The following is a 24885-nucleotide window of genomic DNA, read 5'->3' on the forward strand; positions in this document are numbered from 1 at the left end:
GGGCCTGTCTCGCGGCTGACGAGGAGCTTGTAGAGCAGGGCGAAGAACGAGCGCTGGGCGACCTTCAGCTCCGGGGTCGGCTTGGCCTCGGGGTCGAGGCCGGCCATGACCTTCGGGACGCCGTAGACGAGCGTGGTCAGGCCGTCCAGGGACCAGTGCGTGTCCAGGCCCTCCAGGAGGAGGCGCAGGGATTCACGGCCCTGGTCGTCGAGCGAGCCGAGGAGCTCGGCGTCCGGCTCGTCGCGGACGATCGTGCGCTGGTCGGCCGGGACCTGGGTGGTGATCCAGTTCTCGGCGCGGTCCAGACGCGGGCGGACCTCGTCCAGGCTGGTGACCGGCTTCTCCGGGTCCAGCTCGGTCAGGATCCGCAGGGTCTGCTCGTCGTGGCCGGCCGTGATGTCCATGACCGAGGCCAGCGTCCGGTACGGCAGCGGCCGCGGCGTGCGCGGCAGCTCACCGGCGGCCGTGCGGGCGGCACGCGCGTACGCCGCCGCGTCCGCCGGCAGCACGGAGCCGTCCGCGACCTTGGCCTCCAGCTTGTCCCACTCGTCGTAGAGCCGCTGGATCTCCTGGTCGAAGGCGATCTTGAAGGACTGGTTCGGCTTGCGGCGCGCGTACAGCCAGCGCAGCAGCGGCGCCTCCATGATCTTCAGCGCGTCGGCGGGCGTCGGCACGCCACCGCGCGACGACGACATCTTCGCCATGCCGCTGATGCCCACGAACGCGTACATCGGGCCGATCGGCTGCACGCCGTCGAACACCTCGCGCACGATCTGGCCGCCGACGACGAAGGACGAACCCGGCGACGAGTGGTCGACGCCCGACGGCTCGAAGATCACGCCCTCGTACGCCCAGCGCATCGGCCAGTCGACCTTCCAGACCAGCTTGCCGCGGTTGAACTCGCTCAGCTTCACGGTCTCGGAGAAGCCGCAGGCCGTGCAGGTGTACGCCAGCTCGGTGGTCTCGTCGTCGTACGACGTGACAGCCGTCAGGTCCTTCTCGCACTGCCCGCAGTACGGCTTGTACGGGAAGTAGCCCCCGGCGCCGCCGGAGCCGTCGTCCTCGTTCGCCGCGCCGGAGCCCTCCTCGGCCTCCAGCTCGGCCTCGTCGAGGGGCTTCTGCGACTGCTTCTTCGGCGCCTTCTTCGTCCGGTACTGGTCGAGGATCGCGTCGATGTCACCGCGGTGCTTCATGGCGTGCAGGATCTGCTCGCGGTAGGTGCCCGCCGTGTACTGCTCCGTCTGGCTGATCGGGTCGTACTCGACGCCCAGCTCGGCCAGCGACTCGACCATGGCGGCCTTGAAGTGCTCGGCCCAGTTCGCGTGCGCCGAGCCGGCCGGGGCCGGGACGGAGGTCAGCGGCTTGCCGATGTGCTCGGCCCAGGACTCGTCGACGCCCGCGACGCCGTTCGGCACCTTGCGGTACCGGTCGTAGTCGTCCCAGGAGATCAGGTGCCGGACCTCGTACCCACGGCGGCGGACCTCGTCGGCGACCAGGTGCGGGGTCATGACCTCGCGGAGGTTGCCCAGGTGGATCGGGCCGGAGGGGGAGAGTCCGGAGGCGACGACGACCGGTTTGCCAGGCGCACGTCGCTCCGACTCGGCGATGACCTCGTCCGCGAAACGGGAGACCCAGTCGGTCTCGGTGCTGCTCTGAGCCACGGTCGGTACGTCCTTCTTCCTTGATTCCCTCGAAAGCCTTGCAGCCTTACGTCAGCCATTCTCCCAGACGAAAGGGGCCACTCCGAGGTTGTCCACAGGTGGAGAAAACACGTTGCCCGCCCATGGGACACTTGACAAGCGATAAAGCCCACCACTGAACCACCGACAGGAACGGAAGCTCATGGCCTCGGTCCCTTCCCTCGCTTCGACCGTGCAGCAGCGTCTCGCGGAAGGTCTCTCGGCAGCACTGCCGGAGGCCGGTTCCGCCGACCCGCTGCTGCGACGAAGCGACCGGGCCGACTTCCAGGCCAACGGCATCCTGGCCCTCGCCAAGCAGCTCAAGGGCAATCCGCGTGAGCTGGCGACGAAGGTCGTCGACGGCATCCCGGCGAACGACGTGCTGAAGGAGATCGAGGTCTCGGGCCCCGGCTTCCTGAACATCACGATCACCGACGAGGCGATCATCAAGACCCTCGCCGCCCGCGCCGCCGACGACCGCCTCGGCGTGCCCTACGGGGAGCACGCCGGCACGACGGTGATCGACTACGCGCAGCCGAACGTGGCCAAGGAGATGCACGTCGGCCACCTCCGCTCCGCCGTGATCGGTGCCGCGATGGTCGAGATCCTGGAGTTCACGGGCGAGAAGGTGGTCCGTCGCCACCACATCGGCGACTGGGGCACCCAGTTCGGCATGCTCATCCAGTACCTGATCGAGCACCCGCACGAGCTGGACCACAAGTCCGAGGAGGAGGTCTCCGGCGAGGAGGCCATGTCCAACCTCAACCGGCTCTACAAGTCCTCGCGCGCGCTGTTCGACTCGGACGAGGAGTTCAAGACCCGGGCGCGTGCGCGGGTCGTGGACCTCCAGGCCGGTGACGAGCAGACGCGTGCCCTGTGGCAGCGGTTCGTCGACGAGTCGAAGATCTACTTCTACTCGGTCTTCGACAAGCTCGACATGGACATCAACGACCCGGACGTGGTCGGCGAGTCGGGCTACAACGACATGCTGGTGGAGACCTGCCGGATCCTCGAGGAGTCGGGCGTCGCGGTCCGTTCCAACGGCGCGCTGTGCGTGTTCTTCGACGACGTCAAGGGCCCGGACGGCAACCCGACCCCGCTGATCGTCCAGAAGTCCGACGGCGGTTTCGGCTACGCGGCGACCGACCTGTCGGCGATCCGGGACCGGGTGCAGAACCTGAAGGCGACGACCCTGCTGTACGTGGTCGACGCCCGCCAGTCCCTGCACTTCAAGATGGTCTTCGAGACCGCCCGCCGGGCCGGCTGGCTGAACGACGAGGTGAAGGCCGTCCAGCTGGCGTTCGGCACGGTGCTCGGCAAGGACGGCAAGCCGTTCAAGACCCGTGAGGGCGAGACGGTCAGGCTGGTGGACCTGCTGGACGAGGCCGTGGACCGGGCGACGGCGGTCGTCCGCGAGAAGGCCGAGAAGGTGGGTCTGACCGAGTCGGAGATCGTCGAGAACGGCCAGTACGTCGGCATCGGCGCGGTCAAGTACGCCGACCTGTCGACGTCCGCGGCGCGGGACTACAAGTTCGACCTGGACCAGATGGTGTCGCTGAACGGCGACACGTCGGTGTACCTCCAGTACGCGTACGCCCGTATCAAGTCGATCTTCGGCAAGGCGGGCGAGCTCACCCCGGTGGCCCACCCCGAGCTGGAGCTGGCCCCGGCGGAGCGCGCGCTCGGTCTGCACCTGGACCAGTTCGGCGAGACGCTGGCCGAGGTCGCCGAGGAATACGCCCCGCACAAGCTGGCCGCGTATCTGTACCAGCTGGCGTCGCTCTACACGACGTTCTACGACCAGTGCCCCGTCATCAAGCCGGAGCCGCCGAAGGAGATCGCGGAGAACCGACTGTTCCTCTGCGACCTGACGGCCCGCACGCTCCACCAGGGCCTGGCCCTGCTGGGCATCCGGACGCCCGAGCGCCTCTGACGACACGCCACGGCACGACGAAGGCCCCGGCACCGTATCCGTACGGCGCCGGGGCCTTCGTCATCGGTCACTGCGGGGCGGCCCACTCGCCCTTGTCGGGCCGGTAGAGGTACTCCTTCTTCCCCTCGATCGCGCTCGTGCGGAACGGCTTCCCGCCGTCGTCGACGCGTGCCTTCCCGTGCCGTTCGCCGCTGCTCCACTCCACTTCCAGGTACCAGGAGACGACGTACGACTCGGTGTGCACGTCGAGGTTGAGCACCTGGGGGTCGCTGGTGGAGACCTTGTACGGGAAGTCCTTGGCCGGTACCCGGTGTTCGCCGTCGAGACCGGCGACCGGCTTCGCGGTGGGGTGCGGGGCGTCGAGGTCGATGTCGAAGGCCTGAGGGGTGATGCCGCCGCCACAGCCGTCGCCCATGAAGTACGCCGCCCGGTCCAGGGGCGCCGCGCGCTCCACGACCCGTACGCGGACGGCGGTGAGCACCGTGGCTTCGTCGGTACGGCCGGTCGCGGTGAGCTGGAGCTGCATATGGCCGCCGTCGACCCCGCCGAGCGCCCGCGCCCAGCCTCGGCTGTCCTGCGGGGCGGGCGGGGGCGGGACCTGTCCGGGCGGCTGGCCGAGGGCGTAGTACTGGCCGCAGGCCCCGGCCCAGTTGTACGAGCTGATGCCCACGCTCACGGGGTCGCCCACCGCCTGGCGGGTCGCCTGGGCGGAGGGGTTCGCCCGGGACGCGGTCGCCGGCGCGCTCGGGGTGGTGGTGGCGGTCGGGGATCCGGAGCCCGATGCGGAGGCCGTCACGGGCGCGGAGACGCTCGCCGCGGGCGGGTCGACGGTTCCGTCCGCGTGCTGTCCGGAGGCGTTCTTGTCGCCGGCGCCCTTGTCGTCGGGGCGGCTGACGGCGTACGCCACGGGCACGGCGAGCGCGACGACGGCGGCCGCGGCGACGGCCGTCCGCAGCCGCTTGCGGGAGCGGGAGCGGGCGGACGCACCCGGGACGCCGGAGGCCCGCGGATGCGCCTGCACGGTCACGACGACCTCAGGCGCGGCGCCGGGCACGGGGACGAGGGCAGGAGCGGGCCCGGGCGCGGCGGGCATCACGGTGGTGTCCGCAGCGCCCGAGCCCGAACCAGAGCCCGAGCCGGAGTCCAGGCCCGAGCCCGACCCAGAGCCGGCCTCCGGCCCGGCGTCCGATCCGGCAACCGCAACGGCGTCCGGCCCTGCCTCCGATCCGGCGTCCGACCCCGCAACCGGCACGGCGTCCGGCGCGGCTTCGGAGGCAGCTGCCGCCGTGGCCTCCGCGCCGGATCCCTGCGCGGCCTCCGCCCCGGATCCCCCCGCGGCTTCCACCGGGCTTCCCGCCGGGCCCTGCGGCTCGGAAGCCGTCGGTCCGTTCTTGCCCCGCCGACGCGCCTCGTCGGCCAGAATCCAGTGACGGTGCAGCGCGATCATCTCGTCGCGGGAGGCTCCGCACAGCCGCGCCAGTCTCTCCACGGGGGCGAACTCGGCCGGTACGGCGTCACCGTTGCAGTACCGGTGCAGCGTCGACGTACTGACGTGGAGCTTCTTCGCCAACGCCCCATAGCTGAGCCCGGATCGTTCCTTCAGCTCGCGCACCAGCTCCGCGAAACCATCCGCCTCCGTTGCCACCCGCCCCGTTCCCCTCGTCTCGACCGTCCCAGGAACGCATTCCAGGGGTCGGTCATTTCCCCAGGTCACGGCAGGTCCGCGCGTTCCAGCTTCCCCCATTGTCCCGTGACCGTTGCCGCGCGATCACCCCACCCTTCAGGGTGAGTCCATGCCCAGCCGACATCTGACGGACGTCGTAGCCGTCGCAGTCCTGATCACCTGCACCGCGATCGTGATCACCCTGATCACCAGAAGCTGACCGGTCTCGCGGCATCGGCGGCGAGGGCGACGCACTCACGTCGCCCTCGCCGCCGATGTACTGACCTGCTGTCAGCTGATGGGACGGGACGTCCTGCCCGACACCTCGTCGATCTCCGTGTGCGCCTTCTGCAGCAGCTGCGAGGCGAGATCCATGAGCGCGCGTGCGCCCGCGATCTCCTCGCCGACCCGCAGCTGCTCAGGGTCCGACGGGTGCCGGTGGGCGTTGCCCTGGGCGCGGAACTCGGTGCCGTCACCGAGCCGCACCATGGCGGCCGCCCTCGTCCGGTCTCCCTCCTCCTGGAACTCCATCTCGACGTGCCATCCCACGAGCGTGTGCATCATGAGGACCACCTCCTGAGGTACTTCCAGGGTGCGCCGCCCGGCGCATCCTTACCAATCGGTGCGTAGCTGACGATTAAGTCGGTACTTGTGGGTCGAACCGCCCCGGAGAAGGATCGAAAGCGAGCCGCAGGACGGCTCGAACCCCCGATTCCAAGCCCTGGAGCACACCCATGTCCGCGACCGCCTCCTCGACCGCGCAGGCAGCCGCCTCCGCCCCCGTCTCCGTCCTCGGCCTGGGCATGATGGGCACGGCCCTGGCCGGCGCCTTCCTGAACGCGGGCCACCCGGTCACCGTCTGGAACCGTTCCCCGGCCAGGACGGGCCCGCTGGTCGCGCAGGGAGCCCTGCCCGCCGACACGCCCGTGGCCGGGGTGGCGGCGAGCCCGCTCGTCGTCCTGTGCCTGCTGACGAACGACAACGTCGACGAGCTCTTCACCGTCCTCGGCGACTCCGTGGCAGGAAAGACGCTGGTCAACCTCACGAACGGCACGCCCGAGCAGGCCCGGACCCTCTCCGCCCGGGCGGAGAGCGTCGGTGCCCGGTACGTCGACGGCGGCATCATGGCCGTCCCGCAGATGATCGCGGGCCCGGACGCCTACGTCTTCTACAGCGGCGACGAGCAGGCGTACGAGACCCACCGCGCGACCCTCGCGGCGCTGGGCGGCACCAGGTGGACCGGCGCCGACCCCGGCCTCGCGGCCCTGTACGACCTGGGTCTGCTGACCGGCATGTACGGGATGTTCATCGGGGTCGTCCAGGCGTTGGCCCTGGTCCGCACGGAGAAGATCGGCGCCGAGGAGTACGCCGAACTCCTGGTCCCCTGGGTCACGGCGATGCTCGGCGGCGTCCCGGAGATCGCCCGGGCGGTCGACTCGGGACAGCACCTGACCGACGTCTCCAGTCTGGCGGTGAACCAGTCGGCCTTCCCCAACTTCGTGGCCACGTACAAGGCCCAGGGCGTCAGCCCCGAGCTCTTCGAGCCCTTCCAGGTCCTCCTGGACCGCTCGATCGCCGAGGGTCACGCGGCGGACGGCCTGTCCCGGCTGGCGGAGATGCTGGCTCGTTAATCGCTTGCACGGAAGACGGACACCCCGGAAACTGTTAGTCATGACTAACGATTCGACGGGGACGAAACTCGCGGAGTCCGACGACTTCCCGGCCTTAGGCAGGCCGGACGCCGGCCTCGTCCTGATCGCCGAGTGGTACACGGAGGACGCCGAGCGTCAGCGGCTCGTGATGGACACCGTCGTGGACGCCTGGGCCGGGGCCGAGCTGCCGGAGGCGTTCCTCTCCCGCCACTGCCTGATGGGCTCGGACGGCCGCACGATCCTCAACTACGCCCAGTGGACGGACTCGGCCGCCCACTACGCCTTCACCGCCGACCCGGCCAACCAACGGGCCATCGCCGCCTCCGTACAGGCCGTGACCACGGTGGGCCCGCCCGGCCGCTACACCCACGACCGCGTGGTCCGGCTCCGGGAGGCGCCCATACGCACCCTCAGCGCGACCCGCTCCGACGACGGCGTCGCCCAGTACTTCCACCGCGGCGAGGACGGCAAGCGCGTCCACGTCCTCACGGCCCATGACGACGAAGGGGGCGGAACCGCCCTGCGGTTCCGCCCCTATCGAGGCGTCGTGCGAGAGATCCGGGAAGCCGTCAGACTCCGCGGCTGAGCTTCTGCGCGACCTCGGTCGCCCAGTACGTCAGGATCATCTGCGCGCCCGCGCGCCTGATCCCGGTGAGCGTCTCGAAGATGGCCTTGTCGCGGTCGATCCAGCCCTTCTCGGCGGCCGCCTCGACCATCGCGTACTCACCACTGATCTGGTACGCGGCGACGGGCACGTCCACTGCTTCGGCGACCTTCGCGAGCACGTCCAGGTAGGGGCCCGCGGGCTTCACCATCACCATGTCGGCGCCCTCCTCCAGGTCCAGCGCCAACTCACGCAGCGACTCACGGACGTTGGCGGGATCCTGCTGATAGGTCTTGCGGTCGCCCTGGAGAGACGAGCCGACGGCCTCGCGGAAGGGCCCGTAGAAGGCGGAGGAGTACTTCGCGGTGTACGCGAGGATCGACACGTCCTCCTTGCCGATGGTGTCCAGCGCGTCCCGGACCACCCCGACCTGGCCGTCCATCATCCCGGACGGTCCGACGACATGGACACCGGCGTCGGCCTGGACCTGGGCCATCTCGGCGTAACGCTCCAGCGTGGCGTCGTTGTCGACCCGCCCGCTCTCGTCCAGGACCCCGCAGTGCCCGTGGTCGGTGTACTCGTCGAGGCAGAGATCGGACATGATCACCAGATCGTCGCCGACCTCGGCCTTCACGTCCCGGATCGCGACCTGGAGAATCCCGTCCGGGTCCGTGCCCGCGGTGCCGGCTGCGTCCTTCTTCTCGTCCTCGGGCACGCCGAACAGCATGATCCCGGAGACACCGGCCTCCAGCGCCTCCACGGCGGCCTTGCGCAGGGTGTCCCGCGAGTGCTGCACCACCCCGGGCATGGCGGTGATCGGCCGGGGCTCGCTGATCCCCTCGCGCACGAAGGCGGGAAGGATCAGATCGGCCGGGCTGAGCCGCGTCTCGGCCACCATCCGCCGCATGGCAGGAGTCGTCCGCAGCCGCCGCGGCCGCGCCCCGGGAAAGGTTCCGTACGAGTTCATGCCCCGAGGCTACGCCCGCGGACCCAATGCCTTTACCGACACCTTGTTCCCACCCCGCTTCCGTTGTGGGCAATACGCACCAGGTGCGGGGCCACCTCAAGGCCCCAAAACGCACGGGGTGCGGGACCCGGAAAGGCCCCGCACCCCGTGCGCAACACAGAACTACGTCGTCCGACGTCTCCGCGCCCCCGGCCTCCGCTCCGACGGCCGCGTCACCGGATCGCCCGCCTCCAGCGCCGCCGCCCGCCGCCGCAGACCGAAGTCCGCCAGCGCCTCCGCGAGCTTGTGCACCGACGGCTCAGGCGAGAGCACGTCCACCCGCAGCCCGTGCTCCTCCGCCGTCTTCGCGGTCGCGGGACCGATACAGGCGATGACCGTCACGTTGTGCGGCTTCCCGGCGATACCCACCAGGTTCCGCACCGTCGACGACGAGGTGAAGAGCACCGCGTCGAAGCCGCCGCCCTTGATCGCCTCACGCGTGTCCGCCGGCGGCGGCGACGCCCGGACCGTCCGGTAGGCGGTCACGTCGTCGACCTCCCAACCGAGCTCGATCAGACCGGCGACCAGCGTCTCCGTCGCGATGTCAGCCCGCGGCAGGAAGACACGGTCGATCGGGTCGAAGACCGGGTCGTAGGGCGGCCAGTCCTCGAGAAGGCCCGCGGCCGACTGCTCACCGCTCGGCACCAGGTCCGGCTTCACACCGAAGTCGACCAGCGCCGCGGCCGTCTGCTCGCCCACCGCCGCGACCTTGATCCCGGCGAAGGCCCGCGCGTCGAGCCCGTACTCCTCGAACTTCTCCCGCACCGCCTTCACCGCGTTGACCGACGTGAAGGCGATCCACTCGTAGCGGCCGGTCACCAGACCCTTGACCGCACGCTCCATCTGCTGCGGCGTCCGCGGCGGCTCGACGGCGATCGTCGGCACCTCGTGCGGCACCGCGCCGTACGAACGCAGCTGGTCGGAGAGCGACGCGGCCTGCTCCTTGGTGCGCGGCACGAGCACTCGCCAGCCGAACAGCGGCTTCGACTCGAACCACGCCAGCTGGTCCCGCTGCGCCGGGGCGCTGCGCTCGCCGACCACGGCTATGACCGGCCGGTGGCCCTCGGGCGACGGGAGCACCTTGCCCTGCTTGAAGACCTGGGCGATCGTGCCGAGCGTCGCGGTCCAGGTCCGCTGCCGGGTCGTCGTACCGCCGATGGTCACGGTGAGCGGGGTGTCCGGCTTACGGCCTGCCGCCACCAGTTCACCGGCCGCGGCGGCGACCGAGTCGAGCGAGGTGGACACGACGACGGTGCCGTCCGAGGCACCGACCTCGGTCCAGCAGCGGTCGTCGGCGGTACGGGCGTCCACGAAGCGCACATCGGTGCCCTGCGCGTCGCGCAGCGGGACACCGGCGTACGCCGGTACGCCCACCGCCGTGGCCACGCCGGGCACGACCTCGAAGGGGATGCCCTCGGACGCGCAGGCCAGCATCTCCTGACCTGCGTTTCCGTCGAGGCCGGGGTCGCCGGTCACCGCACGGACGACCCGCTTGCCGCCCCTCGCGGCCTCCATGACAAGATTGGTCGCATCCCTCAACACGGGGACACCGGCGGTTGTTGACGCCTCGTCAACAACCGTCAGCTCAGGCGTGCTCACGCCCGCGCGCGCATGGCCGCGAACGACTTCGAGCACCTCCGGCTCGGCGATCAGGACGTCCGCGCCGGCGAGGGCTTCGACTGCCCGGAGGGTCAGCAGTCCTGGATCGCCTGGTCCGGCGCCGAGGAAGGTGACGCTCCCTTGACCGAAGAAGGCCGGGGACGCGGGGCTGGTGGTCGGGCTGGTGGGGCTCAAAGTGCTCGCTCCCCCATAAGACCGGCCGCACCCTTGGCGAGCATCTCGTCCGCGAGTTCGCGTCCGAGCGCCATCGCCTCGTCGTGCGACGCGGGTACGGGACCGGTGGTGGACAGCTGCACCAGCGTCGAGCCGTCGGTGGTACCGACGACGCCGCGCAGGCGCATTTCAGTGACAATCTGCCCGCGGCCGGAATCCTCGGTCAGCAGGTCGGCCAGCGCACCCACGGGTGCGGAGCAGCCGGCCTCCAGGGCGGCGAGCAGGGATCGCTCGGCGGTCACGGCGGCCCGGGTGTCCGGGTCGTCGAGCTCGGCGAGCGCGGCGACGAGGTCGGCGTCGGACGCCACACACTCGATCGCCAGTGCCCCCTGGCCGGGGGCGGGCAGGACGGCGTCGACCGACAGGTGGTCGAGCGACAGGGAGCCGGTGAGCTCCTCCGTCCCGCCGATGCGGTTGAGACCGGCCGCGGCGAGAACCACCGCGTCCAGCTCTCCACTGCGTACGTATCCGACGCGGGTGTCGATGTTCCCGCGGATCGGCACGGTCTCGATGGTCAGCCCGTGGCTGCGCGCGTACGCGTTGAGCTGGGCCGTCCGGCGCGGCGAACCGGTGCCGATCCTGGCGCCCTGCGGCAGCGTGTCGAGCGTCAGTCCGGCACGGGCGACCAGCACGTCGCGCGGGTCCTCGCGGCGCGGAATCGCGGCGATGACCAGCTCGGGGTGCTGGGCGGTCGGCAGGTCCTTCAGGGAGTGGACGGCGAAGTCCACCTCACCGGCCAGGAGCGCGTCGCGCAGTGCGGCGACGAACACCCCCGTACCGCCGATCTGCGCGAGGTGCTCACGCGAGACGTCCCCGTACGTCGTGATCTCCACGAGCTCGACGGGTCGGCCGGTCAGCTGCCGCACGGCGTCGGCCACGTGCCCGGACTGGGCCATGGCGAGTTTGCTGCGCCTGGTCCCGAGCCTCAGTGCCCTCTCGGTCATACTCGCCCTCGGTTCTTGACGTCGGCGTCATTCAGGTCGGCCCGGGAGACGGAGGCGACCGTCTCCGGGTCGAGGTCGAAGAGTGTCCGCAGCGCGTCGGCGTACCCGGCACCGCCGGGCTCGCTGGCGAGCTGCTTGACCCGCACGGTCGGCGCGTGCAGGAGCTTGTCGACCACCCGGCGCACGGTCTGGGTGATCTCGGCGCGCTGCTTGTCGTCGAGGTCGGGCAGCCGGCCCTCGAGCCGGGCGACCTCGCCCGCGACCACATCGGCGGCCATGGTGCGCAGGGCGACCACGGTCGGGGTGATGTGCGCGGCGCGCTGGGCGGCGCCGAAGGCGGCCACCTCGTCGGAGACGATCGCGCGCACCTGGTCGACGTCGGCGGCCATCGGGGCGTCGGCGGAGGCGTCCGCCAGCGACTCGATGTCGACGAGCCGGACGTTCGTCATGCGGTGGGCGGCGGCGTCGATGTCGCGGGGCATGGCCAGGTCGAGGAGTGCGAGCGGGGCCGTGCGGCCCTTCATCGCGGCCTCGACGGCCTCGCCGGTCAGGACGAGTCCGGTGGCTCCGGTGCAGGAGACGACGATGTCGGCACGTGTCAGTTCGTCGCCGACGGCAACCATCTCGACCGCGCGCGCGGCTACACCCGTGCTTCCGGGCTCGGTCAGGATCTGTACGAGTCGCTCGGCACGGGCGGTCGTACGGTTGGCGATCACGATCTCGGAGACCCCGACGCGCGCGAGCGTGGCGGCGGCCAGCGAGGACATCGATCCGGCCCCGATGACCAGGGCGCGCTTGCCCGCGGCCCAGGAGTCGACGTCGGTGCCGTCGGCCAGCTGCTCAAGGCCGAAGGTGACGAGCGACTGCCCGGCCCGGTCGATCCCGGTCTCGCTGTGGGCGCGCTTGCCGACCCGCAGCGCCTGCTGGAACAGGTCGTTGAGGAGCCGGCCCGCGGTGTGCAGGTCCTGGCCGAGCGCGAGGGCGTCCTTGATCTGGCCGAGGATCTGGCCCTCGCCGACGACCATGGAGTCGAGCCCGCAGGCCACCGAGAAGAGGTGGTGGACGGCCCGGTCCTCGTAGTGCACGTAGAGATAGGGGGTCAGCTCTTCGAGGCCGACGCCGCTGTGCTGGGCGAGCAGCGTGGACAGCTCGGCGACACCGGCGTGGAACTTGTCCACGTCGGCGTAGAGCTCGATGCGGTTGCAGGTGGCGAGGACGGCGCCCTCGGCGGCCGGTTCGGCGGCGAGGGTGTCCTGGAGCAGCTTGGCCTGGGTGTCCGCGGCGAGCGAGGCCCGTTCGAGGACGCTGACGGGGGCGCTGCGGTGGCTGAGGCCGACGACGAGAAGACTCATGCCGGCATCACCGCGGGGAGGTCCCCGTCGGGTCCCTTGCGTCCGGAGCCCTTGCGCGGGGTCTCGCCCGCCGCGTCGAGCGCCGTGGGCGGCGTGGGTGCGGCGGTGGCCTCGGCCTCCGCCTCCTCGCCCGCCTTGCGCTGCTCGTGGAAGGCGAGGATCTGCAGCTCGATGGAGAGGTCGACCTTGCGCACGTCCACGCCGTCGGGCACGGAGAGCACGGTCGGGGCGAAGTTCAGGATGGAGGTGACGCCGGCGGCCACGAGCCGGTCGCAGACCTGCTGGGCGACGCCGGCCGGGGTCGCGATGACACCGATGGAGACGCCGTCCTCCTCGATGATCTTCTCGAGGTCGTCGCTGTGCTGGACGGGGATCCCGGCGACCGGCTTGCCGGTCATGGCGGGGTCGGCGTCGATGAGCGCGGCCACTCGGAAGCCACGGGAGGCGAAGCCGCCGTAGCCGGCGAGAGCGGCGCCGAGGTTACCGATACCGACGATGACGACCGGCCAGTCCTGGGTGAGGCCGAGCTCGCGGGAGATCTGGTAGACGAGGTACTCGACGTCGTAGCCGACGCCGCGCGTGCCGTACGAGCCGAGGTAGCTGAAGTCCTTGCGCAGCTTCGCGGAGTTGACTCCCGCGGCGGCTGCGAGCTCCTCGGAGGAGACCGTGGGTACGGAGCGCTCCGACAGTGCGGTGAGCGCACGCAGATACAGCGGAAGCCGGGCGACGGTGGCCTCGGGGATTCCTCGGCTGCGGGTCGCCGGTCGGTGAGTTCGGCCAGTTGCCACGGTGCTCCTGCGGGATGAGCGGGGCTGCAGGCGGCCGTGTGTCCCAGGACCGCCCCGTCGAATGCAGGCTATGTCTTTGTGAACGCGTGCACAAAGATGGTGTCCGTTTTGTCCGGCCAAAGTGACCGGGGTCACGCGCTCGGTTCGCGCCATGACGGAACCGTGGAACGCGTCAGCCCGTCGAGAAGCCGAAGGGGGCAAAACCGCACACTCTCCTCACGATCGCGCCCCCGAACGTCAACAAAACGTCCATGATGGTAGCCGTCTTCCGGTCATCCACCCAGTTCACGCCGGAGCCGCCCGGCGTCCACACGCCAGAAGGTGTGCTGCTCGCCGTCGACCAGGACCACGGGAATCTGCTCCCAGTACGCGCGATGGAGCTCCTCGTCCTGAGTGATGTCCTTCTCCTCCCAGCGCGCCCCGGTCTCGGCGCAGACCGCCTCGATCACGGCCCGGGCGTCGTCGCAGAGATGACAGCCCGGCTTCCCGATCAGCGTCACGGTCCGCGAGGCGGCGACGGGAGCGGCGGGGATGTCCTTCTTCTTCGTCCGTCCAAACATGCCGTCCATTCTGCGCTGCCGCGCACGGTGCCCCCTCTCTCCAGCTTGCTCCCCCCTTGTCCGTTTAACAGGAGAGTCGCGGAGTGTTCACGCCGCGGCACCGCGAGACGTCGGGAAGTACCGAACAGACTGGCTATGCTCACGACATGGCCGCAATGGGATGGCTCACCCCCCGTAGGCGCTCCGCCACCGCGCGCAGCGTTCTGGCAGGCGAGGCCGCCGCCGAGGCGGCGCGCAAGACCTCGCAACAGCTCGAACTGGAACGGGATGCGGCGCGGGCAGAGCCCGCCGAGCCGTCGGTACCCGAGTTCCCGGTCGTGGGCGACGCCGAGGCAGCCGCCTTCTTCGATCTCGACAACACCGTCATGCAGGGCGCCGCGATCTTCCACTTCGGCCGGGGCCTGTACAAGAGGAAGTTCTTCCAGCGCCGCGAACTGGCCCGCTTCGCCTGGCAGCAGGCGTGGTTCCGGCTGGCCGGCGTCGAGGACCCCGAGCACATGCAGGACGCCCGTGACAGCGCCCTGTCCATCGTCAAGGGCCACCGCGTCTCCGAACTGATGTCGATCGGCGAGGAGATCTACGACGAGTACATGGCCGACCGCATCTGGCCCGGCACCCGCGCGCTCGCCCAGGCCCATCTGGACGCCGGACAGAAGGTCTGGCTCGTCACGGCCGCACCGGTCGAGACGGCGACGATCATCGCCCGGCGGCTCGGCCTGACCGGCGCGCTCGGCACGGTCGCCGAGTCCGTCGACGGCGTCTACACGGGCAAGCTGGTCGGCGAGCCGCTGCACGGACCCGCCAAGGCGGAGGCCGTACGCGCCCTGGCCGCCGCCGAGGGCCTGGACCTGAACCGCTGCGCCGCCTACAGCGACTCGCACAACGACATCCCGATGCTCTCGCTGGTCGGCCATCCGTACGCCATCAACCCGGACACCAAGCTGCGCAAGCACGCCAAGGCCCGCGAATGGCGACTGCGCGACTACCGCACGGGCCGCAAGGCGGCCAAGGTCGGCATCCCCGCCGCGGCGGGCGTCGGCGCGCTGGCGGGCGGCACGGCCGCCGCGGTCGCCCTGCACCGCCGTCGCCGCTGACTCCAGTGGGCGGCAGGTGGCTCCGACCACTTGGCACAGCCGGCGCTTCGCACACTGCCGATACGTTTCGGCTGCGATCGCCTGAGACAACCAGGGACCGACACCGCTCACCCGTACGTGGTCGAACACCACCGCACACGTCGACTCAGAGGCATTCCTCGTGCCCTACCCAACAGCGGGCCGGATCACTCCCACACCTGACACTCGGGCACAACAGAGCGTGCACGCAGTCACACTCGGAAGTAATCCGATCAACAATCGGTCACGAACTGTGAATGATCTCGCCCACAAGCGGTAACAGGTGAGACGGAATCGGTGATTTACGCAACTGGGTGTAGTGCTGCCTGTACGAAGCGTTATTCTCCTCAGACGCACAACGGAACCCACACGTCGCCACGACGAGTGAACGGTCCCGCACTGCACGTGATGGAAGCTCTGCCTCTGGGAGTCCCGTGTACCCACACGTCGGGGTTGACGCCTCGGGCCTGGCTACGCTGCGCGCAACGGTCCTCGACCACTTGCGCGGCTTCGTCCCCACCGCGTACGCCGGCCCTGTCCCCGCCTTTGCCTTCGCCGCACCGGCACCCGCCGGTCCTTGCTATGCCCTCGCCGAGAGCGGTGCCGCTGTCGGCAGACGGGGCAGCCGCGGCGGCACCGGAACCTCGACCGCCGCCCGCCGCCCCACCGCCGACAGCGACAGCGCCCGCATGATGGACCTCGTCGAGCGCGCCCAGGCCGGCGAGGCCGAGGCCTTCGGCCGCCTGTACGACCAGTACAGCGACACGGTCTATCGCTACATCTACTACCGCGTCGGCGGAAAGGCGACGGCGGAGGACCTCACAAGCGAGACGTTCCTGCGCGCCCTGCGCCGGATCTCCACCTTCACCTGGCAGGGCCGCGACTTCGGCGCCTGGCTGGTCACCATCGCCCGCAACCTGGTCGCGGACCACTTCAAGTCGAGCCGCTTCCGACTGGAAGTGACCACGGGCGAGATGCTCGACGCCAACGAGGTCGAGCGCAGCCCCGAGGACTCCGTCCTGGAGTCCCTCTCCAACGCGGCCCTCCTCGACGCCGTCCGCCGGCTCAACCCCCAGCAGCAGGAGTGCGTGACCCTGCGCTTCCTGCAGGGCCTCTCGGTCGCCGAGACCGCCCGGGTCATGGGCAAGAACGAGGGTGCGATCAAGACCCTCCAGTACCGGGCCGTGCGCACCCTGGCACGCCTGCTCCCGGACGACGCCCGCTGACCGTTCCGCGCCCCCCACACGCGCCCCCCACCGACCGCGACGCGCCCCTCCCCCGCACCAACCCCCCACGTCCCCCGACCCCCGCCCAACTCACAGTCGGTGACGCCTCGATGACGCACTGGTCCGATCATCTTTCGCGCGTAACCCAAGTGCCGCGCCGCTCGTTGTGCGGAATGCAGGCTCCCTGTGGTCACACCATGTCCGCAGCCACTCACTCTTTCGTGTGGATGCGTTCAAGGTGTGCAACCTTCCGGACACCCCGGGGAGTCGACCGTCATGACGAGAGGAGGTGCCGCCAGTGATCGCGAACGTATCGGCGCACCGGCGGGCGAACGCCTTCGCCCAGGCCCTGGATGATCGGACGCCCGATGACGCGACGGCCGAACAGCCCGAGGCGTCGGCCGAACCGGCCGAGCAAGGGCGGCTGTTGGCTCTGGCGAACGGTCTCGGCGAGCTGCCGAGGCCGGAGATGGACCCCGAGGTCAAGGTGGTGCAACGAGCCCAGCTCGTCGCCGCCATGGAAGCGATGCTCGCAGAGGGGAGCGCGGCCGCGGGCCCTACGGTGCCCGAGCAACGGACATCGAGCGGACGGGGAGCCCACCGGGCCTCCCCGCTCCGGAAACTACGCCCCCGCTCCCGCTGGTCGAAGGGGCTCGCAGCCGGCGGCCTCACGGTCGGTGTGGCCGCGGGAGCGTTCAGCGGTGTGGCCGCTGCCAGCTCCGACGCCCTCCCGGGTGACTCGCTGTATGGGCTGAAGCGCGGCATGGAAGACATCAAGCGCGGCATGGCCGACGACGACTCCGAGCGGGGCGGGATCTTCCTGGACCAGGCGTCGACCCGGCTCAGCGAGGCCCGCAGACTCATGGAGCGGGGCCGCGCCGGCGACCTCGACCACGAATCGCTCGGCGAGATCCGGCGCGTCCTCGGCGGCATGAAGCACGACGCCTCCGAGGGGCACCGTCTGCTGCGCCAGGCGTACGAGCGGGACGGCGAGATCGGTCCGATGGCCCGGCTCAACTCCTTCGCCCAGGCGCACCGCGACACCTGGAACGGCCTGCGCGACCGGCTGCCCGTGCAGCTCGCCGACGTCGGCAACGAGGTGGAGGGCGTCTTCGTCGCCATAGACGAAGAGGTCGAGCCGCTTCAGGGGATGCTGCCACGCACCCCGGAGAAGGGCGCGGTGGGGACCAGCACCCCGGGCTCGTCGCAGGACACCTCGCGTACGCAGACCCAGCGTCCGCCGTCCTCCCCTGCCGCCCCTTCCACGGGCGGCGAAGGCGGCTCCACCCGGCCCCAGCCCTCGGGCTCCGGCTCGGGCTCCCCGGAGAGCGACGGCCTGCTGGGCGGCAACACGGGCGGCCTGCTCGACACCCCGCCGGCGGGCATCCCCACGGCACCCTCGGTGGGCCCCTCGACACCCGAGATGCCGGACGTCACGATCCCGCCCCTGCTGCCGGGCCTGCTCCCCGGCCTGGGCATCGACAGGGAGGACGCTCGCTGAGACGAAGATGGGGCGCCCCTCTGTGGCGGGGCGCCCCATCGTCGTACCACCGGAAGAGCCGACGGAACCGGCGGCTCAGAAGAACACGGACCTCCGCTGCACGAGCAGCTTGTAGAGCGTGTGCTGGATCTGCTCCCTGACCTGGTCCGTCAGGTTGAACATCAGCATCGGGTCCTCCGCCGCCTCCGGCGGATAGCCGTCCGTCGCGATCGGTTCGCCGAACTGGATCGTCCACTTCGTCGGCAGCGGCACCGCCCCCAGCGGCCCCAGCCACGGGAACGTCGGCGTGATCGGGAAGTACGGGATGCCCAGCACCCGCGCCAGCGTCTTCGCGTTGCCGATCATCGGGTAGATCTCCTCCGCGCCCACGATCGAGCACGGCACGATCGGCACCCCGGCCCGCAGCGCCGTCGACACGAAACCGCCCCGGCCGAAGCGCTGCAGCTTGTAGCGCTCCCCGAACGGCTTCCCGATGCCCTTGAACCCCTCCGGCATCACGCCCACGATCTCGCCGGCCTTCAGCAGCCGCTCCGCGTCCTCCGCGCAGGCCAGCGTGTGCCCGGCCTTGCGGGCCAGTTCGTTGACCACCGGCAGCATGAAGACCAGATCGGCCGCGAGCAGCCGCAGATGCCGCCCGGCCGGATGGTGGTCGTGGACGGCGACCTGCATCATCAGGCCGTCCAGCGGCAGCGTCCCGGAGTGGTTCGCGACGACCAGAGCGCCCCCCTCGGTGGGGATGTTCTCGACGCCCTTCACCTCGACCCGGAAGTACTTCTCCGCCAGCGGCCGCACCAGCGACATGAGGACCTGGTCGGTGAGCTCCTTGTCGTAGCCGAACTCGTCGACCTCGTACTCACCGGTCACCCGCCGCCGCAGAAACGCCAGCCCGCCCGCGAGCCGCCGCTCCCACCCGCCCCGGCGCTCCGGCGCCTCCTCGACGCCCTCCGGGGCCGTCACGGGCTCCGCCACGGGCCTCGGCGTGGAGACGGGCTCCTCCGGGCCGTGCTGGCCCGGCAGGGCCCGCACGGCGGCGTCCCGAGCCGCCCTGACGGGCCGCCGCCGCGCCCGTGAACGGTCGTCGTCGAACGGAATGACCTTGGCGTCCGCCATCGTTACCTGGGCTCCTTCTGATCCAGCCGGGCCGCGACCCGGTCCACCGCCCCCGCGAGCGTCTCCGGCGGAAGCAGCCCCGGTCCACGGCTGCGGGCGAAGTCCGCGAAGGTCTCGGCCGTCGTGTACCGAGGTGCGAACCCCAGCGTCTCGCGCATCTGGACCGTGGAGACCACCCGGCCGTGAGTGAGCAGCCGGATCTGCTCCGGCGCGAAATCGGTCACGCCGACGGTCCGCAGCGCGGAGCCGACCCAGGTGACCGCCGGCAGCAGCACCGGCACCGTCGGACGCCCCAGCCGCCGCGCGCACTGCGACAGCAGCAGCACCCCGTCACCGGCCACATTGAACGTGCCGCTGTTCAGCGTCGCCCGGCGCGGCTCGCGCGAGGCGAGTTCCAGGACGTCGATGACATCGTCCTCGTGCACGAACTGCAGCCTCGGGTCGTAGCCGAAGACGGTCGGCATGAGCGGCAGCGACAGATACTCGGCGAGCGGGGAGTCCGCCCGCGGCCCGAGGATGTTCGCGAACCGCAGCACGCACACGGCCACGTCCGGGCGGCGCCGCGCGAAGCCCCGTACGTACCCCTCGACCTCGACGGCGTCCTTGGCGAACCCGCCGCTCGGCAGCGACTTGGGCGGCGTCGTCTCCGTGAACACGGCCGGGTCACGGGGCGCCGAGCCGTAGACGCTCGTACTGGACTTGATCACGAGCCGGGTGATCCGCGGCGACTTCTGGCAGGCACCGAGGAGCTGCATGGTGCCGATGACGTTGGTCTCCTTGATCGACGACCGGCCCCCGGCGCCGAGCGCCGTACCCGTGACGTCCATATGGACGACCGTGTCCACGTCATGCTCCGCGAGCACCTTGGCGATGGCCGGCTGGCGGATGTCCGCGCGGACGAATTCGGCCCCGCCGAGATCGTGCGTCGGCGCGACCGCGTCCACGGCGACCACCCGGTCCACCTCGGGATCCCGCTGGACCCGACGTACGAAACGGCCTCCGAGATGCCGAGCCGCACCGGTGACGAGCACGACCTTTCCCAAGATCAGCGCCTTCCGTCGGTCTCTCCCCCGAGTTCTCCCCCGGGGGGCCTGTGCGCCACCGTAGCGCCTTGTTGTTGCGCTGCGATGACTGCCGTGGGCAACCGGGTCCGAACCGCGCCGAAAAAAGGCGTGGCCCCCCACCTCAACGGTGGGGGGCCACGCTCGACGCACAAACAGCCGTCGTTACAGCCGTCGCTTACTTCTTGTTGCGACGCTGAACGCGGGTGCGCTTGAGCAGCTTGCGGTGCTTCTTCTTGGCCATCCGCTTGCGCCGCTTCTTGATAACAGAGCCCACGACTACCCTCGCTCACTTCTCTTCACTCGGTGCGGGGCGTCTGGGCCCACACGACCTACGAGGGCTTAGCCTACCGGCCCGAGCGCCGCACTTGTAATCCGAGGGGCGGACTGGCTCCCGGCCGCGCCCCCGCTACGCGGTCTCCACCCCCACGAAGGACTCCCTGAGGTACTCGTGAACCGCCTGTTCCGGGACCCGGAAGGACCTGCCCACCCGGATCGCCGGCAGATGACCGCTGTGCACCAAGCGGTACACGGTCATCTTCGACACGCGCATCACCGAGGCGACTTCCGCCACGGTCAGAAACTTGACCTCATTGAGAGGTCGATCGCCAGCAGCCATGACCCACCTGTACCTTCCGCACACGACGCCCACCGGCTTCCCCTCCGGTGACCCTGCGTCGCTGTGCGCTCACGCTCCAGACTAGGGGCGTGTGGTACGAGTGGGGAAGAGGAGCAGCCATCGGCCGTTTACCGTGACAGACTCGCTCGATTGAGTACATAGCGAGTAAGCGGCCGGTAGTAATCGGACCGCACCCCGTCATCAAGCGGAACGGCTACGGATACCTGCCCCTCCGCCTCACCGACGAACAGCGCGGGATCGTCCGTATCCGCCAGACCGATGGCCTCGAAACCCAGCTGACCTGCACCGCAGACCCAACCGTGGTCCCCGACGACAAGCTCGGGGAGCGGCCAGCCACCCTGCACGGCACCCTCGAGAGCGGCCCTAACCGGCAGCGGCGAGTGGGTGTGCGCCCCCGTCTCACGCCCGGTTCCCGGCAGACCCGGTTCTCGCACCAACGCGACACCGCGTACGTAGTCGAGGGTGTACGTACGTAGACCGAACCGGGTCGTTATGTCGACACATCGCCCCTGCGCGGGTGTGAGAACAAGACATCCCGCCGCCGACAAAGCGTCTGCGAGCCCGGCGTAGAACCCGAGCAAACGGTGCGGATGCCCCGTCCCGAACAACACCGGAGCCCGCCGCCCCGCCGCCTCACCCAGCCGCGCGGCGAACGCGTCGAGCCCGCCCAACGTCCGCTCCGGATCGATGACATCGAGCCCCGAACGGTGCGCCGGATCCCTGGACACCCCGCACTTGTCGGCCATCAGCCGTAACAACTCGCCCTCGCCCCAACCCCACTCGGGGTCGAGTCCCAGCATCACCCGCGGATCCCGCGCGGCGAACAGCCGGTAGCTCCGCAGGCTCTCCTCCCGCGAGGTCGCCACCGTCCCCGCCAACCCCGCCGCCAACAAATGCGCGCGCAACGCCCCTGTACTCAGCACCCGATCGATGCTGCCCGAGCCGACCCGACAACGGGTCAGAACACCTGGGAGACCCCACAGTTGGCGTAACCACACCGCACGGGGTCCTACGGCAGCAGCCCCCTGAGCGGAAAGGCCGCCCGCCGCGTGGCCAGGATCGCCTGGTCCAGCCGGTCCGCCGGGTCGTACCCCTCTTCCCAGTCCCGCCAGCCCACCGGCCACCGGCCGTCCGTCATGCGCATCGGCCCCGGCTGCCGCGTCCGCGCGTACACCAGATCCCGCCAGGACGACGGAATCGCCGACTCGGGATCGACCTCCGCATGCCCGGCGATCCCCACCAGATGCGTCCACGACCGCGGCACCACATCCACCACCGCGTACCCGCCGCCACCCAGCGCGACCCACTTGCCGCCGTCCACATGCGCGTGCGCGAGCTCATGGCAGGCCAACTGCACCGCCCGCTGCGCGTCCAGCGACACCGCCAGGTGCGCCAGCGGATCCTCGAAATGCGTGTCCGCGCCGTGCTGCGTCACCAGCACCTGCGGCCGGAAATCCGCCAGCAGCTCCGGTACGACGGCGTGGAAGGCCCGCAGCCACCCCGCGTCCCCGGTCCCCGCCGGCAACGCCACGTTCACCGCGGACCCCTGCCCCGCACCGGTGGCACCCGTCTCCTCCGGCCACCCGGTCTGCGGGAACAGCGTCCGCGGATGCTCGTGCAGCGAGATCGTCAGAACCCGCGGATCCTCCCAGAACGCCGCCTGCACCCCGTCCCCGTGATGCACGTCCACATCCACGTACGCGACCCGCTCCGCACCCAGCTCGAGCAGGCGGGCGATGGCCAACGACGCGTCGTTGTAGATACAGAACCCGGACGCGCTCCCCGGCATCGCGTGATGCAGCCCGCCGGCGAAGTTCACCGCATGGGCGGCCTCGCCGCGCCACACCGCCTCAGCCGCACCCACCGACTGTCCGGCGATCAACGCGGACGCCTCGTGCATCCCGGCAAAGGCCGGATCATCCACCGTCCCGAGCCCGTACGACTGATCCGCCGCCCTCGGATTCGCGGAAGCGGCCCGCACCGCGGCCACATAGTCCTCACGGTGCACCAGCCGCAGCGTCGAGTCCCCCGCGGGCTTCGCCGCCACCACGTCAACGGCCCGATCGAGCCCGTACGCCCGCACCAACCCCATGGTCAGTGCGAGCCGTACCGGATCCATCGGATGCTCGGACCCGAAGTCGTACCCCGTGACAGCTTCATCCCACATCAACAGTGCGCGGCCGCTCATGCCCGCCACCGTATCGGGCCGGTTGAGAACCGAACGACGTGGCATACGCCACCGTCACCAGGACCAGCACCATCGGCACCAGCATCGCCCCCCGATAGCTCCAGGCGTCCCCGAGCGCCCCCACCAAGGGGGACCCGATCAGGAACCCCACATAGTTGAAGACGTTCAGCCGGGCCACGGCCGCGTCGCTCGCCCCGGGGAACAACCTGCCGGCGGCGGCGAAGGTCTGCGGCACGATCACACTCAGCCCGAGCCCGAGCACGGTGAACCCGGCCATCCCCACCCACGCCCCGGGCGCCACCGCCACGACCGCGAACCCGAGCGCGGCCAGCACGGCCCCGCCGCGCACGACTATGGCCGCCCCCAGCCGCCGCACCCCGAAGTCACCCACGGCCCGCCCGAGCAGTGTGGTGACCATGTACGCGTTGTACGGCACGGTCGCCAGCTCCTCCGAACTGCCGAGCACGTCCTGGAGGTACTTGGCACTCCAGTTGGAGACGGTCGAGTCCCCTATGTACGCGAACGTCATGACGAGACACAGCGGCAGCAGCAGCTTGAAGGAGACCCTCACGCCCCCCTTCGTCTCCCCGCCCCCGGCCGGCTCCGCCCCATCGCCCGGCCCCACCCCCGGCGTGTACCACCGGCTCCCGACGAGCGCGGCCGGCAACAGAACGGCCACCACCGGCAGATACGAGACGAACAGCGGCAGATGCCAGTGCGCACCCGCCCATGCCAACGAGGCACCCGCGATCCCACCCAGGCTGTACGCGGCGTGGAAACCGAGCATGATGCTCCGCCGGTACGCCCGCTGCAGGCTGACCCCGAGCATGTTCATCGACGCGTCCAACGCACCGACCGCGAGCCCGAAGACCCCGAGCGCCACGGCGGCCTGCCACAACTCACTCCCCGCGCCGACCCCGAGCAGCGCCAGGAGGACGAGCGGCTGCGCCCACCGCAGCACCACTCCCGGCCCCACCCGGGCAACCACCTTCTCGGTGCCCACACTGGCCACCCCGGCCAGGATCGGCACGGCGGCCAGGAAGACGGGCAGCAGCCCGTCAGAGATCCCGTACCGGTCCTGGATCGCCGGTATTCGGGTCACAAGGAGCGCGAACGTCACTCCCTGCACGAAGAAACTGACCGCCAGGGATCCCCGCCCACGCCGCAACCGCGCATCCGTCATGGCGGCACAGCGTAGGACCCGGGTCTACCCATGGGTAGATGGATCACCTGCCCAATATCGCCGGCAGCTCGTCCATCCTGCCGAAGAACCCGTTGGCGCCGGCGAGCTTCTCCTCGGGCGTCATCGCGGTGAACCCGTATACGTCCATCCCGGCCGCAAGAGCCGCCTGGACCCCGAGTCGGCTGTCCTCGACCACGACGCACCGCTCGGGCGCCACCCCCATACGCTCCGCGGCGTAGAGGAACAGGTCGGGCGACGGCTTGCCCCGCCCGACGTCCTCGGAGCTGAAAATGTTCTCGTCCCGGAACCAGACGTCGAGCCCGGTCTTCCGGTGCCCGACCCGGATCCGCTCATGGCTGCCCGAGGAGGCCACACAGTACGGAACCCCGCCGTCGACAAGCCCCTTGAGCACGTCCCCGGCCCCGGGCACGGCCTCCAACTCCCGCTGGAAGGCGGCGAAGACCCGTCCGTGGAACGTCTCGTCGAACTCCGCCGGCAAGCGCTGCCCGGTCCGCTCCTCGACGAGCTCATGGATGCGGTGCATCGCGGACCCCATGTAGTCCCGCACGGACTCCTCGTACGTGGTGGGGTGACCGACCTCCGTCAGATAGCCGGCCAACAGCTTGTTGGAGATCGGCTCGCTGTCCACAAGCACACCGTCGTTGTCGAAGATCACCAGGTCGTAGCGCATGGGTTCCAGTTTAGAACGCAAAAATGCCTCAACCCCCGGACAGAGTCCGGGGGTTGAGGCTAAAGATTGTTCGGCGGCGTCCTACTCTCCCACAGGGTCCCCCCTGCAGTACCATCGGCGCTGAAAGGCTTAGCTTCCGGGTTCGGAATGTAACCGGGC

Annotated in this window: 22 protein-coding genes, 1 rRNA gene and 1 pseudogene; 6 read left to right on the plus strand and 18 right to left on the minus strand. The window is 70.3% G+C overall.

What is annotated here, in order from left to right; all coding sequences use genetic code 11:
• Positions 1-1670 (minus strand): annotated as a pseudogene (lysS, locus tag ACFQ7Q_RS21745) (lysine--tRNA ligase); the annotation flags it as partial.
• Between the two features lie 172 nt (positions 1671-1842).
• Here lysS and argS point away from each other — a divergent pair.
• Entirely contained in the window at positions 1843-3612 is a 1770-nt protein-coding gene (argS, locus tag ACFQ7Q_RS21750; RefSeq protein WP_383557718.1) for an arginine--tRNA ligase, read from the plus strand.
• Positions 3613-3679: 67 nt separating this feature from the next.
• Here argS and ACFQ7Q_RS21755 read toward each other — a convergent pair whose 3' ends face one another.
• Together ACFQ7Q_RS21755 and ACFQ7Q_RS21760 are read right to left on the minus strand one after the other, a co-directional pair.
• Positions 3680-5257, minus strand: a complete 1578-nt coding sequence (locus ACFQ7Q_RS21755) for a helix-turn-helix domain-containing protein (RefSeq protein WP_383557720.1) — start codon at positions 5255-5257, stop codon at positions 3680-3682.
• A gap of 309 nt (positions 5258-5566) precedes the next feature.
• The gene (locus tag ACFQ7Q_RS21760) at positions 5567-5836 is read right to left on the minus strand and encodes a DUF1876 domain-containing protein (protein ID WP_376436416.1); all 270 of its coding nucleotides are present in this window, start codon (positions 5834-5836) and stop codon (positions 5567-5569) included.
• 173 nt (positions 5837-6009) lie between these two features.
• Between ACFQ7Q_RS21760 and ACFQ7Q_RS21765 the strand changes: the two genes are divergently transcribed.
• Positions 6010-6906 (plus strand): NAD(P)-dependent oxidoreductase, encoded by an 897-nt coding sequence (locus ACFQ7Q_RS21765; protein ID WP_383557722.1) that lies wholly within the window; start codon positions 6010-6012, stop codon positions 6904-6906.
• Positions 6907-6946: 40 nt separating this feature from the next.
• The gene (locus ACFQ7Q_RS21770; protein WP_383557725.1) at positions 6947-7513 is read left to right on the plus strand and encodes a hypothetical protein; all 567 of its coding nucleotides are present in this window, start codon (positions 6947-6949) and stop codon (positions 7511-7513) included.
• Here ACFQ7Q_RS21770 and hemB read toward each other — a convergent pair.
• From hemB to ACFQ7Q_RS21800, 6 genes are all read right to left on the minus strand, one after another.
• A complete protein-coding gene (hemB, locus tag ACFQ7Q_RS21775; RefSeq protein WP_383557727.1) occupies positions 7497-8498 on the minus strand; it encodes a porphobilinogen synthase in 1002 nt (333 codons plus the stop codon). The two genes, ACFQ7Q_RS21770 and hemB, sit on opposite strands and share 17 nt — an antisense overlap.
• A gap of 162 nt (positions 8499-8660) precedes the next feature.
• Positions 8661-10331 carry a uroporphyrinogen-III synthase gene (locus ACFQ7Q_RS21780; protein WP_383557730.1) on the minus strand — a complete coding sequence of 557 codons (1671 nt, stop codon included), beginning with the start codon at positions 10329-10331 and terminating at the stop codon, positions 8661-8663.
• Entirely contained in the window at positions 10328-11314 is a 987-nt protein-coding gene (hemC, locus tag ACFQ7Q_RS21785) for a hydroxymethylbilane synthase (protein WP_383557732.1), read from the minus strand. The genes ACFQ7Q_RS21780 and hemC overlap by 4 nt, the downstream gene beginning before the upstream one ends.
• Entirely contained in the window at positions 11311-12666 is a 1356-nt protein-coding gene (locus tag ACFQ7Q_RS21790; protein ID WP_383557735.1) for a glutamyl-tRNA reductase, read from the minus strand. The genes hemC and ACFQ7Q_RS21790 overlap by 4 nt, the downstream gene beginning before the upstream one ends.
• Positions 12663-13454: a redox-sensing transcriptional repressor Rex gene (locus ACFQ7Q_RS21795; RefSeq protein ID WP_383557737.1), complete on the minus strand. Its 792-nt coding sequence runs from the start codon at positions 13452-13454 to the stop codon at positions 12663-12665. Before ACFQ7Q_RS21795 ends, ACFQ7Q_RS21790 begins: the two co-directional genes overlap by 4 nt.
• Before the next feature lie 272 nt (positions 13455-13726).
• The gene (locus tag ACFQ7Q_RS21800) at positions 13727-14023 is read right to left on the minus strand and encodes a glutaredoxin family protein (protein WP_383557740.1); all 297 of its coding nucleotides are present in this window, start codon (positions 14021-14023) and stop codon (positions 13727-13729) included.
• 137 nt (positions 14024-14160) lie between these two features.
• Between ACFQ7Q_RS21800 and ACFQ7Q_RS21805 the strand changes: the two genes are divergently transcribed.
• The 3 genes from ACFQ7Q_RS21805 to ACFQ7Q_RS21815 all read left to right on the plus strand — a co-directional run bounded on the left by ACFQ7Q_RS21805 (position 14161) and on the right by ACFQ7Q_RS21815 (position 17853).
• Entirely contained in the window at positions 14161-15108 is a 948-nt protein-coding gene (locus ACFQ7Q_RS21805) for an HAD family hydrolase (protein ID WP_383557743.1), read from the plus strand.
• Between the two features lie 452 nt (positions 15109-15560).
• Positions 15561-16352, plus strand: a complete 792-nt coding sequence (locus tag ACFQ7Q_RS21810; RefSeq protein WP_137988687.1) for an ECF subfamily RNA polymerase sigma factor, BldN family — start codon at positions 15561-15563, stop codon at positions 16350-16352.
• Between the two features lie 298 nt (positions 16353-16650).
• Positions 16651-17853 (plus strand): DUF5667 domain-containing protein, encoded by a 1203-nt coding sequence (locus ACFQ7Q_RS21815; protein WP_383557744.1) that lies wholly within the window; start codon positions 16651-16653, stop codon positions 17851-17853.
• A 75-nt stretch (positions 17854-17928) separates the two neighbouring features.
• Here ACFQ7Q_RS21815 and ACFQ7Q_RS21820 read toward each other — a convergent pair whose 3' ends face one another.
• The 9 genes from ACFQ7Q_RS21820 to rrf all read right to left on the minus strand — a co-directional run.
• Complete coding sequence (locus ACFQ7Q_RS21820) at positions 17929-18963, minus strand: lysophospholipid acyltransferase family protein (RefSeq protein ID WP_383557747.1); 1035 nt, start codon at positions 18961-18963, stop codon at positions 17929-17931.
• A gap of 2 nt (positions 18964-18965) precedes the next feature.
• Complete coding sequence (locus ACFQ7Q_RS21825; protein ID WP_383557749.1) at positions 18966-20006, minus strand: NAD-dependent epimerase/dehydratase family protein; 1041 nt, start codon at positions 20004-20006, stop codon at positions 18966-18968.
• A 196-nt stretch (positions 20007-20202) separates the two neighbouring features.
• Positions 20203-20301 carry a 30S ribosomal protein bS22 gene (locus ACFQ7Q_RS21830; protein WP_003948845.1) on the minus strand — a complete coding sequence of 33 codons (99 nt, stop codon included), beginning with the start codon at positions 20299-20301 and terminating at the stop codon, positions 20203-20205.
• Between the two features lie 132 nt (positions 20302-20433).
• Positions 20434-20643, minus strand: a complete 210-nt coding sequence (locus tag ACFQ7Q_RS21835) for a helix-turn-helix domain-containing protein (RefSeq protein WP_158988220.1) — start codon at positions 20641-20643, stop codon at positions 20434-20436.
• A gap of 128 nt (positions 20644-20771) precedes the next feature.
• Complete coding sequence (locus ACFQ7Q_RS21840) at positions 20772-21587, minus strand: phosphatase (protein WP_383557751.1); 816 nt, start codon at positions 21585-21587, stop codon at positions 20772-20774.
• An 86-nt stretch (positions 21588-21673) separates the two neighbouring features.
• Positions 21674-22852, minus strand: a complete 1179-nt coding sequence (locus tag ACFQ7Q_RS21845) for an acetoin utilization protein AcuC (RefSeq protein ID WP_383557753.1) — start codon at positions 22850-22852, stop codon at positions 21674-21676.
• The gene (locus tag ACFQ7Q_RS21850; protein ID WP_383557755.1) at positions 22821-24035 is read right to left on the minus strand and encodes an MFS transporter; all 1215 of its coding nucleotides are present in this window, start codon (positions 24033-24035) and stop codon (positions 22821-22823) included. Before ACFQ7Q_RS21850 ends, ACFQ7Q_RS21845 begins: the two co-directional genes overlap by 32 nt.
• A gap of 43 nt (positions 24036-24078) precedes the next feature.
• On the minus strand, positions 24079-24726 hold the full coding sequence (locus ACFQ7Q_RS21855) for an HAD family hydrolase (RefSeq protein ID WP_383557757.1): 648 nt from the start codon (positions 24724-24726) through the stop codon (positions 24079-24081).
• 68 nt (positions 24727-24794) lie between these two features.
• Positions 24795-24885, minus strand: a 5S ribosomal RNA gene (gene rrf / locus ACFQ7Q_RS21860); the annotation flags it as partial.

The organism is Streptomyces sp. NPDC056527 (assembly GCF_042794475.1).
In the GTDB taxonomy this organism is placed as follows: Bacteria; Actinomycetota; Actinomycetes; order Streptomycetales; family Streptomycetaceae; genus Streptomyces.

What these genes read in the sequence shown, in the direction of transcription:
- argS (WP_383557718.1), top strand. Translation starts at nt 1,843, where the DNA reads ATGGCCTCGGTCCCTTCCCTCGCTTCGACCGTGCAGCAGCGTCTCGCG.
- ACFQ7Q_RS21760 (WP_376436416.1), bottom strand. Translation starts at nt 5,836, where the DNA reads ATGCACACGCTCGTGGGATGGCACGTCGAGATGGAGTTCCAGGAGGAG.
- ACFQ7Q_RS21765 (WP_383557722.1), top strand. Translation starts at nt 6,010, where the DNA reads ATGTCCGCGACCGCCTCCTCGACCGCGCAGGCAGCCGCCTCCGCCCCC.
- ACFQ7Q_RS21770 (WP_383557725.1), top strand. Translation starts at nt 6,947, where the DNA reads ATGACTAACGATTCGACGGGGACGAAACTCGCGGAGTCCGACGACTTC.
- hemB (WP_383557727.1), bottom strand. Translation starts at nt 8,498, where the DNA reads ATGAACTCGTACGGAACCTTTCCCGGGGCGCGGCCGCGGCGGCTGCGG.
- hemC (WP_383557732.1), bottom strand. Translation starts at nt 11,314, where the DNA reads ATGACCGAGAGGGCACTGAGGCTCGGGACCAGGCGCAGCAAACTCGCC.
- ACFQ7Q_RS21790 (WP_383557735.1), bottom strand. Translation starts at nt 12,666, where the DNA reads ATGAGTCTTCTCGTCGTCGGCCTCAGCCACCGCAGCGCCCCCGTCAGC.
- ACFQ7Q_RS21800 (WP_383557740.1), bottom strand. Translation starts at nt 14,023, where the DNA reads ATGGACGGCATGTTTGGACGGACGAAGAAGAAGGACATCCCCGCCGCT.
- ACFQ7Q_RS21805 (WP_383557743.1), top strand. Translation starts at nt 14,161, where the DNA reads ATGGCCGCAATGGGATGGCTCACCCCCCGTAGGCGCTCCGCCACCGCG.
- ACFQ7Q_RS21820 (WP_383557747.1), bottom strand. Translation starts at nt 18,963, where the DNA reads ATGGCGGACGCCAAGGTCATTCCGTTCGACGACGACCGTTCACGGGCG.
- ACFQ7Q_RS21835 (WP_158988220.1), bottom strand. Translation starts at nt 20,643, where the DNA reads ATGGCTGCTGGCGATCGACCTCTCAATGAGGTCAAGTTTCTGACCGTG.
- ACFQ7Q_RS21845 (WP_383557753.1), bottom strand. Translation starts at nt 22,852, where the DNA reads ATGAGCGGCCGCGCACTGTTGATGTGGGATGAAGCTGTCACGGGGTAC.
- ACFQ7Q_RS21850 (WP_383557755.1), bottom strand. Translation starts at nt 24,035, where the DNA reads ATGACGGATGCGCGGTTGCGGCGTGGGCGGGGATCCCTGGCGGTCAGT.
- ACFQ7Q_RS21855 (WP_383557757.1), bottom strand. Translation starts at nt 24,726, where the DNA reads ATGCGCTACGACCTGGTGATCTTCGACAACGACGGTGTGCTTGTGGAC.